General features: G+C 60.0%; 11 protein-coding genes. 7 read left to right on the forward strand and 4 right to left on the reverse strand.

Annotation, left to right across the window (positions count from 1 at the left end; translation table 11 throughout):
- Positions 1 to 101: 101 nt before the first annotated feature.
- Positions 102 to 1448, reverse strand: coding sequence for a type VI secretion system baseplate subunit TssK (gene tssK, locus O0882_RS16165; RefSeq protein ID WP_289949539.1), 1347 nt, complete (start codon positions 1446 to 1448; stop codon positions 102 to 104).
- Between the two features lie 174 nt (positions 1449 to 1622).
- On the opposite strand from tssK, the gene tssF reads away from it, so the two are divergent.
- From tssF to O0882_RS16200, 7 genes are all read left to right on the forward strand, one after another.
- On the forward strand, positions 1623 to 3428 hold the full coding sequence (tssF, locus tag O0882_RS16170) for a type VI secretion system baseplate subunit TssF (protein WP_289949541.1): 1806 nt from the start codon (positions 1623 to 1625) through the stop codon (positions 3426 to 3428).
- Positions 3428 to 4417, forward strand: a complete 990-nt coding sequence (tssG, locus tag O0882_RS16175) for a type VI secretion system baseplate subunit TssG (protein ID WP_289949542.1) — start codon at positions 3428 to 3430, stop codon at positions 4415 to 4417. Before tssF ends, tssG begins: the two co-directional genes overlap by 1 nt.
- A 28-nt stretch (positions 4418 to 4445) precedes the next feature.
- A complete protein-coding gene (locus tag O0882_RS16180) occupies positions 4446 to 4700 on the forward strand; it encodes a PAAR domain-containing protein (protein ID WP_289949545.1) in 255 nt (84 codons plus the stop codon).
- Between the two features lie 12 nt (positions 4701 to 4712).
- Entirely contained in the window at positions 4713 to 7310 is a 2598-nt protein-coding gene (locus tag O0882_RS16185) for a type VI secretion system Vgr family protein (RefSeq protein WP_289949548.1), read from the forward strand.
- A complete protein-coding gene (locus tag O0882_RS16190; protein WP_289949549.1) occupies positions 7307 to 9229 on the forward strand; it encodes a hypothetical protein in 1923 nt (640 codons plus the stop codon). The genes O0882_RS16185 and O0882_RS16190 overlap by 4 nt, the downstream gene beginning before the upstream one ends.
- A gap of 89 nt (positions 9230 to 9318) precedes the next feature.
- Positions 9319 to 10338: a T6SS immunity protein Tli4 family protein gene (locus O0882_RS16195; RefSeq protein ID WP_289949551.1), complete on the forward strand. Its 1020-nt coding sequence runs from the start codon at positions 9319 to 9321 to the stop codon at positions 10336 to 10338.
- Positions 10339 to 10483: 145 nt separating this feature from the next.
- On the forward strand, positions 10484 to 10810 hold the full coding sequence (locus O0882_RS16200; RefSeq protein WP_289949553.1) for a GNAT family N-acetyltransferase: 327 nt from the start codon (positions 10484 to 10486) through the stop codon (positions 10808 to 10810).
- On the opposite strand, the gene O0882_RS16205 is transcribed toward O0882_RS16200, so the two are convergent.
- From O0882_RS16205 to O0882_RS16215, 3 genes are read right to left on the reverse strand one after another with little or no spacing between them, the layout of a single operon-like run.
- Positions 10807 to 12714 carry an acyl-CoA synthetase gene (locus O0882_RS16205; protein WP_289949555.1) on the reverse strand — a complete coding sequence of 636 codons (1908 nt, stop codon included), beginning with the start codon at positions 12712 to 12714 and terminating at the stop codon, positions 10807 to 10809. The two genes, O0882_RS16200 and O0882_RS16205, sit on opposite strands and share 4 nt — an antisense overlap.
- Before the next feature lie 55 nt (positions 12715 to 12769).
- A complete protein-coding gene (locus O0882_RS16210) occupies positions 12770 to 16231 on the reverse strand; it encodes an indolepyruvate ferredoxin oxidoreductase family protein (protein ID WP_289949557.1) in 3462 nt (1153 codons plus the stop codon).
- A 46-nt stretch (positions 16232 to 16277) separates the two neighbouring features.
- Positions 16278 to 17546, reverse strand: a complete 1269-nt coding sequence (locus tag O0882_RS16215; protein WP_289949559.1) for an outer membrane protein transport protein — start codon at positions 17544 to 17546, stop codon at positions 16278 to 16280.
- Positions 17547 to 17578: the final 32 nt, after the last annotated feature.

The following is a 17578-nucleotide window of genomic DNA, read 5'->3' on the forward strand; positions in this document are numbered from 1 at the left end:
CCACCGACACTTACAAAAACATGATAACGTCAACTGCAGGGGCAAGTCTATTCCTTAGGGCAATCTTTTGACAATCCACCCGCTCACCACACCCAGCATCGTTACGCGGCGGTGCCGCTGATACCGAATAATTCCAGCTTCAGTCCTTTTATGCCGGACGGCACATAAATCGCAATCGCCTGGGCTTTGATCATGCTGTCATAAATACTGCCCTTGTTCTCGATCGAAAAGTAATACGTATTGGGCCGCACCGGCACTTCAGCGGGAACCTGGGCCATATGACGCAACTCGGCACCCGGAAGTGCCCGGCCCAGTAATAGCTCGATATTGTCCGGAGATGAAATCTTGAACTGCAACGGCACCGTGGCGACCAGTTCCAGCGCCGGCATATCGGCGTTTACCGCAAGACAGAGTTCGGTCTGACGGTCAATCCGCTTGGCATCGAGCAAGCCGTGATAGTGGGTGTTTTGTTGCGCGTCGTTCGATAGCGCGATCGGGAAGTAGCGCGACAGAAGCACCGTATCGATCAGGTCGCGAATGATGCCATCGAGCTTGCCGAAACCGGGAGCCGCATCATCGTGAGAATAGGCCGGCAAATCGCTCAGTGTGTATTTTTTCGAAAACGTCATCAAGCCACCGGCCAATGCCATCAATTTTTCAAACAAATACACGGGATGGTGGCGCCGGTAACTGGCGCAATGACTGAGCGTGGCGCTGGCCGTGCTCAAGGTATTGAGCATCCAGAACGAGGAAACATCGCCGCCATGAAATTCCACCGTATGGTTACCGGGCTGGCGGTGGCGGCTGTACAACGCTTCAATTTTCGCGCCCATGCGGTCGATCAGCGACTCGAGCATTTTCTGCAGCGTAGACTCGGCGCTGATGGTCAGGCCAGGTGGAATGAAGGAAGTATCGACTTCGAAGCCGCCGTTGCCGGCACGGTACAGACGAATCACCGGGATGGCAAAGTAATCATTCAGGGGGTCCAGTTGCGACAGCAGGTACACGCGTTTTTTCAGGTAAGCCACCTCGATGCTGACTGCTTCGCTGTACAGATCCGGAGTCTCGATATCGGCCTGGACATAGCGCGCGCCTGCGGAGCTCACATTGCCGCCATGTGCCTGCAGCGCCGGTAGCGCGGCATAAAAAGTAAAACTATGTTCGCTGGAAGGCAGCTTGGACAGATCCACAGCACCGGGCAATACATCGCCAAGCGGCGCCTCAAACAGCTCTCCATCCTGAAAGACAAGCGACATGGCATCCGCCCGCAGGCTATTGTTGGCCAGTGCATCCGCATTCCAGCTGACGCCATGCACGCCCCATAAATGGGGATTAATCAACGAGGCCAGACGCTGCAGGCGCGCTTCATGGTAGCGGTCCAGTTGCTGGAATTGCTGGGGGCCGATGGCCAGGCCTTCGGACCAAAGTAATTTGGATGGCAATGTCATTGCGTTCTCCATGTTGACCGTTGGAATCTTGCTGCCTTGCCAGTCTGATGTTGTTAGCCTGGAAGCCCTTGATGTTGCGCAGCAACCTGTTCAATTACTTGCGCAAACGCAATTTACCGTTGAGAAAACGCTCGGATACTGGCCATTCCACCGCAAAGACACAGGAAAAAAGAGATGGAGGATTTGCTGCCGTATTTCGAACGCGAGCTGGTGATGCTGCGGCGGCATTGCCGGGAGTTTGCCGAGCGCTATCCGAGAATCGCCGGCAAATTGCACATGTCCGGCGAGTCTTGCGAAGATCCGCACGTCGAACACCTGATCGAATCGGTGGCCATGCTGGCGGCGCGCATCTCAAAACGGCTCGATGACGACTATCCGCAATTTACCGAAGCCTTGTTCGAAGCCCTGTTCCCGCATTATCTGCGGCCCTTTCCATCGTGCACGATCGTGCACCAGCCCGCCCCGGCGGCCGGAGCGGGCCTATTGCACCTGCCGGCCGGCAGTGAAATGGATGCAACGCCCGTGCGCGGCGTGCGCTGCCGCTTCAAGACGGTCTACGACCTGACGACAGGAGCATCGGCACTGGAAAGCGCGGCTTTCGACGCCATGATCAAGGCACCGCCAGGCGTACGCCTGCCAGCATCAGCGACTTCCTCGCTGAACATCGGCATCCGGCATCTCGACGCGGCACCCGCATCGCTGCGCGTTTTCATCGATGGCGAAGCGTCTTTTTCCGCCGCATTGCGCGATGCCTTGTTCATGCATACAGTCTGCGCTTTCGTGTCGATCGACGCGCTGCAATGGATGGCCTTGCCCGCCGTGCCTGTGACGCCCGTCGGCTTCGCCGACACGGATGGCTTGATACCTTTCGGTGCGCGTTCGCAGCCCGCCTACCGCGTGCTGAGCGAGTATTTTGCGTATCCGGAAAAATTCAATTTCTTTGATATCGATATCGCTGCGCTGAGTGCGGCCCTGCCGCCTGCTTGCCGGCGCTTTACCCTGCATCTGTGCATGGCCGGATTGCGGCCCGATTCCGCTACGGCGCGCATGTTGTCCAGCATTTCCAGCGAAAATTTGAGGCTGGGCTGCAGTCCGGCGGTCAATCTCTTCCGCCAGGAAGGCGTGCCGATTTCCGTCACCCGGCAAAAAACCGACTACTCCGTGCTGGCCCATGCTACCCATGCGCATGGCTATGAAGTCGTCTCCGTCGATGCGGTGCGTTTGCTGCGCCAACGGGGAGGCGAAAGCACGCTGAGCGAATTTCGCCCCCTGTACAGCCTGCGCCATGGCGAGGGCACGGCGCAACAAGACCATTACTGGGTCATGCGCCACGATACGGCTTTGGCCATCAAAAGTCCTGGTCATGAAAAGAAAATCACGCTGGTCGATAGCGACTTCAATCCCTTGATCCATGAAAAGGCCAGCTTGTCGCTGTCGCTGACGTGCAGCAACCGCGATCTCCCGCTGTCGCTCAAATACGGCCAGCCGCAAGGAGACTTGCAACCGTGCGGCGGCGGCCCCATGCTGCACATGCTGCGACGCCCCAGCCAGCCGCGCCGCTTTTCGCCTGGCGCGGGCCTGCACTGGCGCCTGATTTCGCACCTGGCGCTGAATCATCACGCGCTGGTCCAGGAGGGGCTGCCGGCGCTGCGCGAAATGCTCACGCTGTATGACTTGTCCCAATCGGCAAGCTCGCAACGCCAGATCGGCGGCATCGCCGCGCTGGCGCACTCGCCGACCACGACATGGCTGCGGCACAAGCGCGGCACCTCGCTGGCACATGGCGTGGAGGTGCGCATCACGCTGGACGAGGAAGCGTTCGTCGGCAGCGGCATGCACTTGTTTGTGCAAGTGATCGATCACTTCCTTGGGCTGTACGTGCAAATCAACAGTTTCATCGAACTGGTGGTGCTGTCACTGCAAAGCGGAGAGGAGCTGATCCGATGCAAACCAAGAAGCGGACTGCAGAATCTGGTGTGATGCGCCACTTGATGGCCGAGCCATACCGCTACCAGTTCATCCAGGCGGTGCGTATTCTGCTGTGCTGGCTACGTCAGCAGAACGTATCCCATGTGCAAGCTTTCAGCCAGGTATTGCGCTTCAAAAACAGCTTGTCCTTGAGTTTCCCCGCCAGTGAAATCGAACAGCTCTCGCTTGACGAGAATGAACAACTGGTCCTGATACCGACGTTCATGCGTTTTCTGGGCGTTGGCGGCACCTTGCCCTTGCATCACTCGGAACGCATCGCCGCCTACCGCTTGTCGAGCAAGGATGCCGGCGTCTCGGCCTTCCTCGATATCTTTTCGCACCGCATGGTCGCGCTGTATTACCAGGCGTGGGAAAAGTATCGGCTGGAATCGACGCTGCAGACCCAGGCAAAAGATGCACAACTGCCTTTGCTGCTGGCACTGGGCGGCGTGCGGCGCACTGCGCTGCCGCCGAGGGCCGAACCGGATGCCGTGACGCAGGACGTCGCGGCCTGGTACGCGGGTCTGCTGCGCTGCCGTCCCGTCTCCGCGCAAGCGATGGGCCGCGTGCTGGCCGAATACTGCGGCGTCCCCGTCACCCTGCAACCATTTGTCGGTGGCTGGGACTATCTGGAAAAAAACCGGCGCAGCCTGTTAGGCAGTGTCAATTTTACGCTGGCGCGCGGCGCAACGCTGGGCCTGCGGCTGTGGCGCCAGGACAGGCGCATCTGCCTGCATCTCGGCCCGCTGGATCCCGCCAGCCTGCAACGCTTTTTGCCGCGCAGCGCAGGTGCGGCGGCACTGGCAAAAATGCTGACGCTGTTTGGCGTGCCGGACTTGCAATATGAAGTGCGGCTGATATTGAGTCCGCCATGCATTACCCCCCTGCTCCTGAGCGCCAACCCGTCAGAAAGACGGCGCCTTGGCTGGACGACGTTCTTGCAAACAGCACAAGGCAAGGCAGGCGGCGCCGAAGTACGTTATTTGCTGCAACTGGCTTGAGCAGTCATCCCTGGAAAGCGAGGCAAGCATGAAACATGCGGGACGCGGCGTCATCCGGCTCGGAGACGCAACCGATCATGGCGGCAAGGTCACCAGCGCATCATCCGGCACCACCGTGATGGGGAAGACGGCGGCGCTGGCCGATGACACAACCTTCTGCCCCAAGTGCAAGGGCAACTTTCCCATCACGCCGGACGGCGCCGGCGCAAAACACATGGGCAAGCCGTATGCCTATGACGGCGATGCCACCGCCTGCGGCGCCCACCTGATCACATCGCTATAACGGAGGCAGGCCATGCATGCAAGCATCCAGGCGGCACTATCGGCCTTCGACCTCGCCGCGCAAGAGCGGCGCTTGCTGAAGATCGAGTTCCCCCATGAAGATGGGCCGGCCGGCGCCATCCTGCTGGTCAATTCGCTCACTGCCAGGGAAGAGGTATCGCGCGACTTCCGTTTCGAAGCCGAATTGCTGTCCGATGACGCGCACATCGCACTCAAGGCCATGATGGGCCGCATGGTGACCATTTCCATGCTGCGCGACGATGGCACGCTGCGCCACTTTAACGGCTATGTGGGCGAGTTTTGCCTGCTGCGCGCCGATGGCGGCTTTGCATGGTACCGCATGGTGCTGCAACCGTGGCTGGCCTTTGCCCGGCTGCGTCAGGACAATGTGTCCTTTCATGGCCAAAGCGTGATGCAGCTGACCGAGACGACCTTTGCCCACTACGGGCAGCGCGACTGGAAAACCAGCATCCATGGCGACGATCCGCAGCTCACCTGCGCCAATCAGCACAATGAAACCGACTACAACCACCTGCACCGGCGCTGGGAGGCGCTGGGCTGGCATTACTGGTACGAACACCGCGCCGATGGGCATACGCTGTGGCTCGCAGACAACAGCACCCTGGCGGACATGATCGCCACGGTAGCCGGCGACGGTGCCATGCGTTTCCACTCCGAATCGGGTTCCATGGAAGACGATGGTCTGCAACAGTGGCAAGCCGTGCGCCGGATCGGCTCCGGGCAGCTGACCTTGGCCAGTTTCGACTATAAAAATCCGCAGCCACGCCTTGCCAGCGGCTACTCCCTGAATCGCCAGGGTGATGTATTTGCCCACGAACTGTACGAAAACACGGGCGCCTATGGCTACAAGAATGTCGATGATGGGGAATCGCTGGCACAACGCCGCATGGAAGAAAGCGACCATCTGCGCCAGTATTTCGAGGCGGCCGGCAATCATCGTGGCGCACAGCCCGGCCTTTGTTTCCGCCTCGATGGGCATTTCAGCGCCGAGGAAAAACACTACCAGCCTGGCCAGGAACGCCCTGACAGTATTGCCGAACGCGACTACCTGATCCTGTCAGTGCTGCATAGCGCCAGCAATAATTATCAGGTTGGCCCGAACGCCCCCTCCCACTATGTCAACAATATGATGTGCGTGCGCCGGGACATCCGCTGGCGGCCGGGCCGTGGCTACAACAGCACGCCATGCATCGTTGCCGGCGTGCAGACGGCGCTGGTGGTCGGGCCGGCCGGGGAGGAAGTCCATACCGATGCCCTGGGACGCATCCGCCTGCAATTTCACTGGGACCGCCTGGGTACATTCGATGAACGCAGCTCGCCATGGATAAGAGTCATGATGCCGATGGCGGGGCCGCAAATGGGACAAATCGCCTTGCCCCGTGTAGGCCAGGAAGTCGTCGTGCAATTCCAGGACGGCAATATCGACCATCCCATCGTCATCGGCGTGGTCTACAACAGCGCCAATCCGCCGCCATGGCAATTGCCACAGCAGCGTGCCCTGTCCGGCTTGCGCAGCCGCGAACTGGGCGCCCGCGGCGCCAACCATCTCGTGCTCGACGACACCAAGGGCGCGATCCAGGCACAGCTGCGCAGCGAGCACCAGGATAGCCGTCTGTCATTGGGCAACATCACCCGCATCGACGACAACGCCGGACGCAAGGAAGCGCGCGGCGTCGGCTTTGAATTGGCCAGCAACGCCTGGGGCGCCCTGCGCGCAGCCAAAGGCATGCTGATCACCACAGAAACATCAACAGGAACGGGATCAGTCAAACAGCTCGACGAAGCACAAGCCCGCCTGGCGCAGGCACGCCAACTGCAGCAAGGCTTGGCCGGCATGGCTGTCGACGCGGGTGCGCAAGACAGCGCCGCACAACAGGGCGCCGTGGCCGATTCCATCCAGCGGCAAAACGCCGCCATCAAAGGCGCCGGCGACGATTTCCCGGAACTGTCCGAGCCACATTTGCTGCTGGCCAGCCCGGCCGGCATCGAACTGAGCACGGCCCAGTCCGTCCACCTGGCCGCCAGCGAGCATGTGGCGCTCAGCAGCAGCAAGCATATTTCACTCGCCAGCGGCGACAGCATGTTTGCCAGCATCGCCAGGAGCTTCAGCCTGTTCGTGCACAAGGCCGGCATGAAACTGATCGCCGCCAGCGGCAAGGTGTCCATCGAAGCGCACAGCGACGAGGTGGAAATCCTCGCCCGGAAAGTGCTGTCGCTGATCAGCGAAGCGGACTGGGTCAACATCAAGGGCAAGAAAGGCATACGCCTGCACGGCGCCAACCACATGCTGGAAATCAGCGACAAGGTGCAGTTCTTCACTTCATCCCCCGTGCTCTTCAACGGCAACCTGGAAACCCTGGCGCCGAAGAGCGTGTCGCAGGAATTTAATGAGAGGCCAGTAGCGCGTTTTGATCAGGCCGTTCGACTGCTGCAAGTCGATGGCACACCAGCTCCCGATATAGCTTTTGAGTTAATACGCGAAGATGGCCACAGAATCAGTGAAAAGAGTAGCAGTGACGGGCTCACCCCAGTACAGAAAGGAGACGGCATGGATAGCTACACCATACGCTATAAGGGAGAACTTCCATGAGTGACGATACGGATCTGAATGAACACGGCAATCACCAAGGCGAATTTCGGCAGACTGTTGGCGGATGGGCTGAGTACACCGTCAGTATGACTGAAATAAACGACACGATTCGTCATGACGTAACCATTCCTCCTGGGAAAATAATTCCTATCATCTTTTTACCAGGCGTGATGGGTAGTAATTTACGCATGAGCAAGGTACGCCAGAAAGAGCTGGACAAAAGCGATAACATCACCTGGAGGCCAGATGACATGATGAGCGTGGCCGGAAAATGGAGTGTCGTAGAAGGTTATGGCATCGGTGGATGGTATAAAAATGCATCACCGAGAGATCGACAGATGGCCCTCGATCCAAATGAAACCGAGGTCGAATATTATATTTACAGCACAAATCAAGGAAGATTTGAACCAAGTGGCAACATCACAGGACTTTCCGATTTTCGTCACACCAACATTCCACATGATTTTGCTGGAGTGCCGCCATTGATTGCCATTAGTCCAAGAAAAATAAAAGAGAATGCAAAGTACAATATTCCAGGAATAGTAGATACCTCCTTACCCCCAGCCTTGCGTGAAACACCGGCACAAATTGCACGTTGGCGCGGCTGGAGCGAGATACTTTTTATTGGGGCTTATGGTGAAATGCTAAAGACTGCGGAATTTTTCATGAATAACATTATCAAAGACAAAAATATTCTCCCCCATTGGCAGATAAGAGATATTCACTCTAAGAAAAATCAAGGTCCATATCCTGAAATTTCAAAATTAGTGCTACAAGCACCCAGCGCCTTCGGTGCCACATCCGGTACTGCAATTACCGAGGCTGATCTAAAAAAAATATCTCCATGCTGGTATCCTGTTCACGCCATGGGCTACAACTTCTTGCAGAGCAATGCTACCTCTGCTGGCGTCATCGCTGAGCGGATACGTGGACTTGTCAAAGGCTATGTGGGCTGCGGATTCAAATGCGAAGAGGTCATTCTCGTCACACATAGCATGGGAGGTTTGCTTGCCCGCACCTTAATGCATCCAAGTTATGGAAATCTTGTTAACGACAAGGAAGTAAAAGTACTTGGCGTCTATCATAACGTCATGCCGTCGATAGGTGCCGCAAGCGCCTATAAACGTATGCGCTTCGGTTTTCTGGAAAAATCTGGCCCATTCAATAAAAAAACGGCACAAGTTCTGGGAATTGACGGAGAGCATGCAACTGCAATGGTAGCAAATGCTCCAGCTGCATTGGAAATGATGCCAGGCGTTGCCTACGGAGCGAATTGGCTTAAAGTCGTGGACGACAAAGATCGAATTTTATGGAGCTGGCCGCAAGAAGGCCAGAACGCACTCGATAGCATTTATCTACGACCAAGCAATAATTGGTGGCGCCTTATTAATCCAATGTGGGTAAATCCAGCGAACATTTCCAATGAAAAAGGTGGCGGACTAAAAAATGTAACCCAGCGAATAAAAGATGCTTTTGCATTTTCACAGTCCATCGAAAAATACTTCCACAAACAAACATACGCTAGTTACTGTGAATCAAAAGACTACCTATCTTATGGCGAGGTAATCTTCAAAGTTACTAACGGTATGGGTGGTGGACTGACAGATTTTTTTAAGAAATTTACTGCTCCTCATGCAGAGAAATGGAAACTAACCAACGATGATGCAAAAGGAACCCTAACCGTTCAAGCAGGGTCACACATACTAAAACTCAAGTTGCAGCCTGCAAAAGAACTTGGAGATGAAACAGTTCCAGCAATCCGGTCTGCCCGCCATATTACAGGAAATATTTTTCGTCATGGATTAGCAGATGGTGGCGGCTATGAACACCAAAATAGTTACTTGAACAAAAACGTGCTCGCATCTATGCTTTACTCCATAATTCAAATTGCAAAATTAGCAAATTGGGATAAAAAATGAAACCAGTTTTTATTAAATATATTTTAATAATTTTCATATTTTCCCCGATAATTTCCTGCACAAAAAATTCTATGATCAAGGAGGAAATCGTGTCTGAAAAAACGAAATTGAATGGGCGATTAGAAAAAATGTTTTCAGAAACTAAATTATTATGTTTCGGCCGCTACGCCTTGAAAGTTCCAGTCGAATCAAAACTTATTATTGGAACCAATACTATTGATGTTGAAAAAATAACACCAGATAATTTACATTATAAAATAAAAAAAGACATAGAAGAAATTTTTAAAAAAAATAAAAGCGCAGAAATAACATACAACCTTGAAGGGCCAATTAAAAATAGTTGGCAATTACGCTATTACAACAGTATTCATGCAAAGGAAATGAAATTTCTATTTTTTAAAACTTATATTACAAAAGGAGATTTTACATTTATTGCTGGAGATGCTGTAGATGTGGATATCGGTGAACGAGAAGAAGAAATTTCTCGTCGACAACTGCTTCTCGCAAAAAACATACGGTTGCGTGATACGGAGGAAATTCCTTCAGATCCTGGCGTTTGCTTCGAACATGGCTTCCTGGCAGAAAGTTTATATAAAGAGCAAGAGATTGATAACGTCGGAATTCATTTTCCAAGTATTCCTGATGTGACTTTTTCGGTGAGTTCCAACAAGGATGCATACGGCGATTACTCTTCAGAAGAATTTGAGAAGCGCCTGCGTGGCGAATTATCCTTGCTCAACCGCATACAGAGTGCAAAAGACATACAGGGAGCGACTTATCCCAAGCGGAACTTGTTACGCGAAGGGAAGCGGGACGTTCAGCATTGGAAGGGGGAAGAGTCACTCATCCTGCGCCCTGATGGAGTACATGATTTTGAATGGGCATTGGTAGGCAAACCGAAAGACATCGCAAATCCATCTGTGCTGGAAGTCAAGATGTACACCAAAGTCGCCCACAACATGGTCGGCGCCGCCGAAGCCGCGTCGCTGACGGACGAAGAGGCCATCGCCTTGTGGGACAAGCTGCTGTCCGGCTTGAAGTTCCGGGTGAAAGTGCCGGGTGCGCCGCCGGGTTCGTACTACATCGATCCGGACAAGCCGGCGCAGTGACAGCATGATCCTTTTGCCTGGAAGCGTCCATGCCCATCACCCTGCGCCACGCCCTGCCCCTTGACATCGACGCCCTGTGGGCCTTGCGCACGGTGGCCGTGCGCGTCGGTTGTGCCGCCCACTATGCGCCGGAACAGATCGCCGTATGGGCGGCATCGTGGCGATGCAGGGCGAGACCATTGCCGGCTACGCCATGCTGGACCTGGACAAGCAGGAAGTCGATGCCGTATTCGTCGATCCGGCCCGTGCGGGCCTGGGCATCGGCAAGCGCTTGCTGGCGGCGCTGGAGCTGTTGGCGCGCGGGCGCGGCATAGTCCGCCTGCAGCTGTCCGCGTCGTTCAACGCCGTGCCGTTTTACCGTGCCGCCGGTTTTGTTGCCATGCGCGGGCAAGCGTATGCGCACCCCAGCGGCATCAGCCTGGCCAGCGTGGCGATGGAAAAGGCGCTGGCTTGGCGGTCCGCCATAGGCTAGAGCGCCCGCGCCCGGTGCTGGAAGGTATAGCGCGCCAGCGCGGCCTGGAATGCCGTCGTGTCGCCTGCGGCGCTCCATTCGATGACGGTGCCGTGCCGCTCATCGGGGTGCGCTTCCAGCGTCAGCAGCTCAAGCTGCAAGGCGCTGGCCTCCGCTTGCACGACGGACAGGATTTCGCGCCGCAGCAAGTCGGGCTTGAAGATTTTCCCCACCGTCGTGGTCGGCAATGCCGCCATGATATGGATAGCTTTCGGCAATGCGGCCCGTTCCGGTATGTGCTCGAGCGCAAATTGCTGCAGCTGCTCCGGCGTGGCCGTCGCGCCCGGGTGCAGCTGGACATACGCGACGGGCAGCTCGCCCGCATAGGCATCGGGCCGTCCCACGGCGGCGGCCAGCGCCACCGCCGGATGGCGGCACAGCGGCTCTTCGATCCACTTCGGATCGATATTGTGGCCGCCGCGGATGATCAATTCCTTGGTCCGGCCCGCAAGCCAGACATGGCCGTCCGCTTCCATGCGGCCCAGGTCGCCCGTATTGAACCAGTCCTGCTGGCTGCCCTCCCCATCCGGACAGGCTACCCAGATGCCCCGGTTATGCACGGGATCGAGGTAGCCCTTGAACAGATTCGGCCCCCGGATCAGCAAGGCCCCTACTTCGTCATCCACCGCGTCGCGCACGTGGGCGCCGTGCGCATCGAGGATAGCGATGCGCACGCCTTGCCACGGCAGGCGCAAGCCGATCGAGCCATAGCGGTAATCGCCGCCCGGGATGTTCAGGGTCGATACGCAGCCGCCTTCCGTCAAGCCGTAGCCTTCGCCGATGCGGATGCCGAAGGTATCCATGAAGCGCTTGAACAGTTCCTGCGGCATGGGTGCCGCGCCGCAGATGCCGAGCTTGACGCAGGACAGGTCCAGTCCCGCGCTGGGCGCCTGCAGCAGCGCCGCATAAATCGTCGGCACGCCCGAAAACGCCACCACCCGGTGGTGGGCGACGATTTCCCAGAACAGGGAAATGAGCTGCGGCGCACGGTAGCCTTGCGGCGTGGCCAGCAGCACATGGCCGCCGTGGCTCCAGCTCGACAAGCCCGTCACCAGCTGCGCATTCACGTGAAACAGGGGCAAGCCGCAAAACATGGTGTCGCCCGGGCCCATCAGCGCATCGCCGATCACGGCCGTCACCTGCAGCGCATTGGCCACTTCCGTCAGATGGGTGCGCACGGCGATCTTTGGCATGCCGGTCGTGCCGCCCGTGCAAAAGTAGGAAGCGACATCGTCCAGTGCCGGCGCGGCGAAATCGAGCTGCTGCGCGCTTTCGCGCATCAGCAGGCTGTGGAAATCGTGCACGGGCAAGTCGACCTGCTGCGGTGCGGCCTCGCCTGCGCCCTGCGCCGCCGTCCCATAGTGTTCGGTCGACACGGCCACGATGGCTTGCAGGCTGGCGATACCGGCAACGGCTTGCGCCACCTTGTCCCACAGTTCCTGGCCGCTGGCGGGCGCCACGGTGACCACCAGCCGCGGCTGCGCGGCTTGCAGCAATTGCCCGATGGTGCCGGCTTCCAGCATGGGATTGATCGCCATCACGATGCCGGCCGTTTCGCCGCCCCATATCGTCCAGTGGGTTTCCGGCAGGTTCGGCAGGATAAAGGCGACCAGCTCGCCCCGCTCCAGGCCCAGCTTGCGGAACATATTCGCCGCGCGCGTGATCTGCCCCAGATTCTCGGCATGGCTCCAGACATGGGCATGCGCATAGTCTTGTGCGCGCATGAAAAAGGACAGCGCCGGCGCATCGGGCGCAAGCGCCGCGCCCCGCCGCAGCAAGTCGTAGGTATTGGCGACGCCATCGAGCGGCAAATCGCTGGCCGCTTCAAGGGCCAGCAAGTCGCCGACGCTGGCGAGGGATGTCAAGGAAGTCAAGGAGGTCAGTATTGGGGCAGGCATCGAAGTTGGCATATTGAGTCCGTTACAAGGTAGGCTGAACAGCTGTCAGCGGGGAGCATACCGCAATGCCGGCGCGCCTGGCCAGCGCAGCGTCGGCCATGCGTGCGCGCACATGGCCGTAGCCGCGTATGCCCTCGGGCCAGGAAGCCAGTTCCAGCATCTGCCCGCCGCTATCCTTGCCTTGCGCGATGCGCGCCAAGTCGTCTTCATACAGGCTGCGGATGCGCCGGTTCAAGGCCGCTTCCGCGCCGCGCGCAAACGGGTCGAGCTTCCCGCCGCGCAGGAAACGCAGGCTGGCCAGCAGCCGGAAGGCCGGCAACACCCAGGCGCCCACGGCCGTCTTGCGCGCCTGTCCCGTGGCCGCATCGGTCTTGCCGAACGGCCCGCCCGCCAGGTGGAAGCGGATCCGGAAGTCGCCCTCGAAGCTGCCGGCCAGCGACTGGCGGAACTCCTTGCGGCTGTACAATCGCGCCACCTCGAATTCATCCTTGACGGCCAGCACGCGGAAATACTGCGTGGCGGCCTGGCGCAGGATCTTTTCCGACGCCGCGTCCTGGCCCAGCGCCGCGCGCATGCCCCGCATCCGCTCGCGGTAGAGCGCGGCCAGCCCGGCATCCTGGTATACCTGCAACCTGGCGCAACGGTCTTCGATCAGCGCCGGCAAGCTCAGCTGCTGCGCCCGCGCGAAATGCACTTGCTGGGCCGGCAGCACTTGCCGCCGCACGGCGGCCGGGTCGTGGATCAGCCAGCGGCCCACGTCGAACGCGCGCAAGTTGGCCTTGACGGCCACGCCGTTCAGCTCTATCGCCCGGCGCATCGCGTCCAGCTTCACGGGCAGCAAACCCTGTTGCCAGGCACAGCCCAGCAGCAGCATGTTCGACAGGATGGCGTCCCCCAGCAACGCTTGCGCCAGCGCCGAGGCATCGACGAAATGCGCACGCTCGCCCAGCACGCTGCGCATGCCTTGCGCCAGGCTGTCCGCATCGGCGGACCAGTCGGGCTGGCGCGTAAAATCGCTGGTCGGCACCACTTCCGTATTCACGATGGCCCTGGCCAGGCCCGGACGCAGGCGCGACATGGCCTCGGCACCGGCCGCCACGATCAGGTCGCAACCCAGCAACACATCGGCTTCGTGCTCGCCGATGCGCGCCGCATGCAGTTCGCTGGCGGTGGGCGCCAGGCGGATATGCGACGCCACCGCGCCATACTTCTGCGAAATGCCCGTCAAGTCCAGCGAACTGCCCGCCTTGCCATCGAGGTGCGCCGCCATCGTCAGCACGGCGCCGATGGTCACCACGCCCGTGCCGCCGATACCGGCGACGAGCAGCGATACCGGCTCAAAACGGTCGGCGATGACGGGGCTGGGCAGCGGCGGAATCGTCAGCGCCGCCGCGCCGGCCGCCTTGCGCAAGGTCGCGCCGTGCAAGGTGACGAAGCTGGGGCAAAAACCCTGCACACACGACAGATCCTTGTTGCACGACGATTGATTGATCTTGCGCTTGCGTCCCAGCGGCGTGTCCAGCGGTTCGATCGCCAGGCAGCCCGACTGTTCGCCGCAGTCGCCGCAGCCTTCGCACACTTCCGGGTCGATATAGGTGCGCACCTGAGGATCGGGCAGCTGGCCGCGCTTGCGCAGGCGGCGCTTTTCCGTGGCGCAGGCCTGGTCGTAGATCAGCACGGACAAGCCGGGATAGGCGCGCAGTTCCTGCTGCACGCGCTCCATCGCCGTGCGGTCCCAGATGGGCACGTTCAGCGCCTGGCGGCGTTGCGCATACGCGGCCACGTCGTCCGTGACGATGACGATCTTGCGCACGCCTTCGGCCTGCAGCTGCGCCACCGCCTTGTCGACGCTGATGTCACCATCGATGGGCTGGCCTCCCGTCATCGAAACGAAGCCGTTGAACAGCAATTTGTAGGTCATCCGCAAATTGGCCGCCACGGCCTGCCGGATGGCCAGGTAGCCGGAGTGGAAGTAGGTGCCGTCGCCCATGTTGGCAAACACGTGTTCCTCGTCCGTAAACGGCGCCTGCCCCATCCACATCACGCCCTCGCCGCCCATGTGCGATACCGTATTGGTTTTCAGGGGGTCGTTCAGCATGGCGATGGTATGGCAGCCGATGCCCGCCAGCGCCCGGCTTTCCTGCGGCAGCCGGGTTGAAATATTGTGCGGACAGCCGGCGCAAAAACTCGGCTTGCGCAGCGGTACGGCGCCAGCTGGCGCCTGGCAGGCGGGCGCGCTCTCTTCCACCACGGCCATCCCCAGCAGTTTCGCGATGGCGGCGCCGATCTGCGCCGTGTTGAGTTCGTAGCAGATGGGCAGCTCCGGCCGTCCCCGCAAGCTCGACCATTCCGGCGCGCCGTCGAATTTCCCCCGCACCACGGGCGGCGGCGACAGGCGCGCGTCGAACAGGATCGATTTGAGCTGGGCTTCGAGCAGCGGGCGCTTTTCCTCGACCACCAGTATCGTTTCCAGCCCCTGCGCAAAGTCGCGCACGATCTGGTCTTCCAGCGGCCACACCATGCCGATCTTCAGCAGGCGCAGGCGCTGCCCGGCCGGCCCGTCGGCGGTGACGCCCAGGCGCTTGAGCGCCTGCATGGTATCGGCATACGACTTGCCGGCCGTGATGATGCCCACGCGCGCCTGCGGCGCCGGCCACACGAGCCGGTTCAGGCCGGCGATCCGGGCAAACGCCACGGCAGCCGGCAGCTTGTGCACGTACAGCCGCTCTTCCGCCGCGGGCGCCATTTCGAACTTGCGGATGTGCAGGGAAGCGCCTGGCGGGGCCGGCGCGGGCTGGGGCAGCGGCGCCAGCTGACCCACCGCCACTTCCGCCGCCGACTCCACGACATCGGTCACCAGCTTGATGCCCACCCAGCAGCCCGTCTGCCGCGACATCTCGATGCCGCGCAGGCTGAAATCGAGGATATCCTGCACATTCGCCGGGTACAGCACGGGAATGCCGGCCGCGATCAGCGCAAAGTCAGACTGGTGCGCCGTGGTGGACGACTTCGCGCTGTGGTCGTCGCCCGCCAGCACCAGCACACCGCCCAGCGGCGAGGTGCCGGCCAGGTTGCCATGCTTGAGCGGATCGCCGGCGCGGTCCACGCCGGGGCTCTTGCCATACCAGATGCCGAACACGCCATCGACCCTGGCGCCGGGAAAACTGCCGACGAACTGGCTGCCCCAGACGGCAGTGGCGGCCAGGTCCTCATTCACGCCGGGCTGGAAGTGGATGTTCGCCGCCTTCAGGACGGGCGCGACGCGCCACAATTCCATGTCGAAGCGGCCCAGCGGCGAGCCGCGGTAGCCGGAGATGAAGCCGGCCGTGTTCTTGCCCAGGGCGGCGTCGAGCCGGCGCTGGTCCAGCGCAATGCGCACCAGCGCCTGGTTGCCGGTCAGATAGACTTGCCCCTTTTCCAGCAGGAAGCGGTCATCGAGGGACGTGGGCTGGGCCTCGGCTAGTGGTGTGATGCGAGCGTTCATGGGGTCAGGATTTCCAAGGTGATCAATGGGTGGTCAATAGGGGTACTCAATAGCCATGGCTGTATTGCAGGCCGATGATTTGCTGGCGCGTGCCGATGCTTTCCCGCCCGGACGAGCCCATGGCGGCGGCCAGCGCGGAGGGGCCGCTGCGCGTGTCCTGCGGCGCATACAGGTAATACGCGGACCACTGCGCGCCGCCGCCCGCATAGCCGGCGCCCAGCGTGTAATGGCGGCGGAACGTGGATGGCGAATTGATGTTGGCCGAAGTGCTGGCGCTGGCAAACGCGGCCGTGTTATACGACAGGCCCGCCGACAGGTGCAGGCGCGGCGTGGCCTGGAAGCGCATGCCGCCCTTCCAGACATCCATGTTCTGCCAGCCGTTGCCGGCGCCGCCCGCGCTGCCGAACGGATTGCCGCCATCGAAAGGCCGGTTCGCCAGCGCCGCCACGCCCTGGTAATTGATGCGCTGGTAGTCGAGCAGCAGCGACAGCTGCGGCGTGGCCGCCAGCGACAGGCCGATCAGATAGTTTTCCGGGACGTCGAAGCGTCCCGCGTCGGCCAGCAAGCCCCGGTATTTGCCGAACTCGCTCATGCGCACGCGGGGCGACCAGGACGCGCCCAGGCCCAGTTGTTCGCTGGCGCGCCAGTACGCACCCAGGCGCAGCCCCAGGCCGTGGGCCGTCGCCGTGCCCTGGTTGCTGACCCGCCCCGGCGACTGCGACGAAGCGGCCAGCATCTGCAAGCCTTCCGCCTTGAACAACTGCCCCACCAGCAGCAGCGAGGCGCCCAGCGACACGTCGGGCGCCACCTTCATCGACACGCTGGGCGCGACGATCAGCTGGCGGATGCTGACGCCCGTCTTGCCCGCGCCGCACATGGCATTGCCCAGCGTGCCGGGACAGGCCGTGGTCGCGGCCGGCAAGAAGGTCGAGGCGCCATTCGCATACGCCACCACGCTGGCCGACAGGGTAGGACTGATCAGGGTGCCATAGGCGAATTCGCCCACGGGTTCGAAAGCCCGTTCGCTGTCCGTGTGCGTGTCGAGCAGGGGCGCGGCGGCGGTGCTGCGCGACATGCGCGTCCTGCCCTGGATGATGGCCATGCCCGCTTCCAGGCGTTCGCCGGCCCCGTCGATCCATATGGTGGTGGCGGGATTGCTGGCGCCGCCCAGCACTTCGCGCGTGACGGCCGCCGACGCGCCGCCGACGCCGCGCGCTTCAGCGCCATAACCGACCTGGAAAAAACCATTGTCCGCTTGGGCCAGGGTGTGCGCGAGCGCGCCGGCCATCGCGATGGCCAGATGTTTCGTTTGCATGCAAGTCTCCGTTATTTATAATTTTTGGATAA

It is taken from the genome of Janthinobacterium sp. SUN073 (genome assembly GCF_030397665.1).
Taxonomy (GTDB): Bacteria; Pseudomonadota; Gammaproteobacteria; order Burkholderiales; family Burkholderiaceae_D; genus Janthinobacterium.

Bases quoted from the DNA above. Each gene is read 5' to 3' on its own strand.
- tssG (WP_289949542.1), top strand. From the start codon at position 3,428: ATGCGCCACTTGATGGCCGAGCCATACCGCTACCAGTTCATCCAGGCG.
- O0882_RS16185 (WP_289949548.1), top strand. From the start codon at position 4,713: ATGCATGCAAGCATCCAGGCGGCACTATCGGCCTTCGACCTCGCCGCG.
- tssF (WP_289949541.1), top strand. From the start codon at position 1,623: ATGGAGGATTTGCTGCCGTATTTCGAACGCGAGCTGGTGATGCTGCGG.
- O0882_RS16200 (WP_289949553.1), top strand. From the start codon at position 10,484: ATGGGCGGCATCGTGGCGATGCAGGGCGAGACCATTGCCGGCTACGCC.
- tssK (WP_289949539.1), bottom strand. From the start codon at position 1,448: ATGACATTGCCATCCAAATTACTTTGGTCCGAAGGCCTGGCCATCGGC.
- O0882_RS16210 (WP_289949557.1), bottom strand. From the start codon at position 16,231: ATGAACGCTCGCATCACACCACTAGCCGAGGCCCAGCCCACGTCCCTC.
- O0882_RS16215 (WP_289949559.1), bottom strand. From the start codon at position 17,546: ATGCAAACGAAACATCTGGCCATCGCGATGGCCGGCGCGCTCGCGCAC.
- O0882_RS16180 (WP_289949545.1), top strand. From the start codon at position 4,446: ATGAAACATGCGGGACGCGGCGTCATCCGGCTCGGAGACGCAACCGAT.
- O0882_RS16190 (WP_289949549.1), top strand. From the start codon at position 7,307: ATGAGTGACGATACGGATCTGAATGAACACGGCAATCACCAAGGCGAA.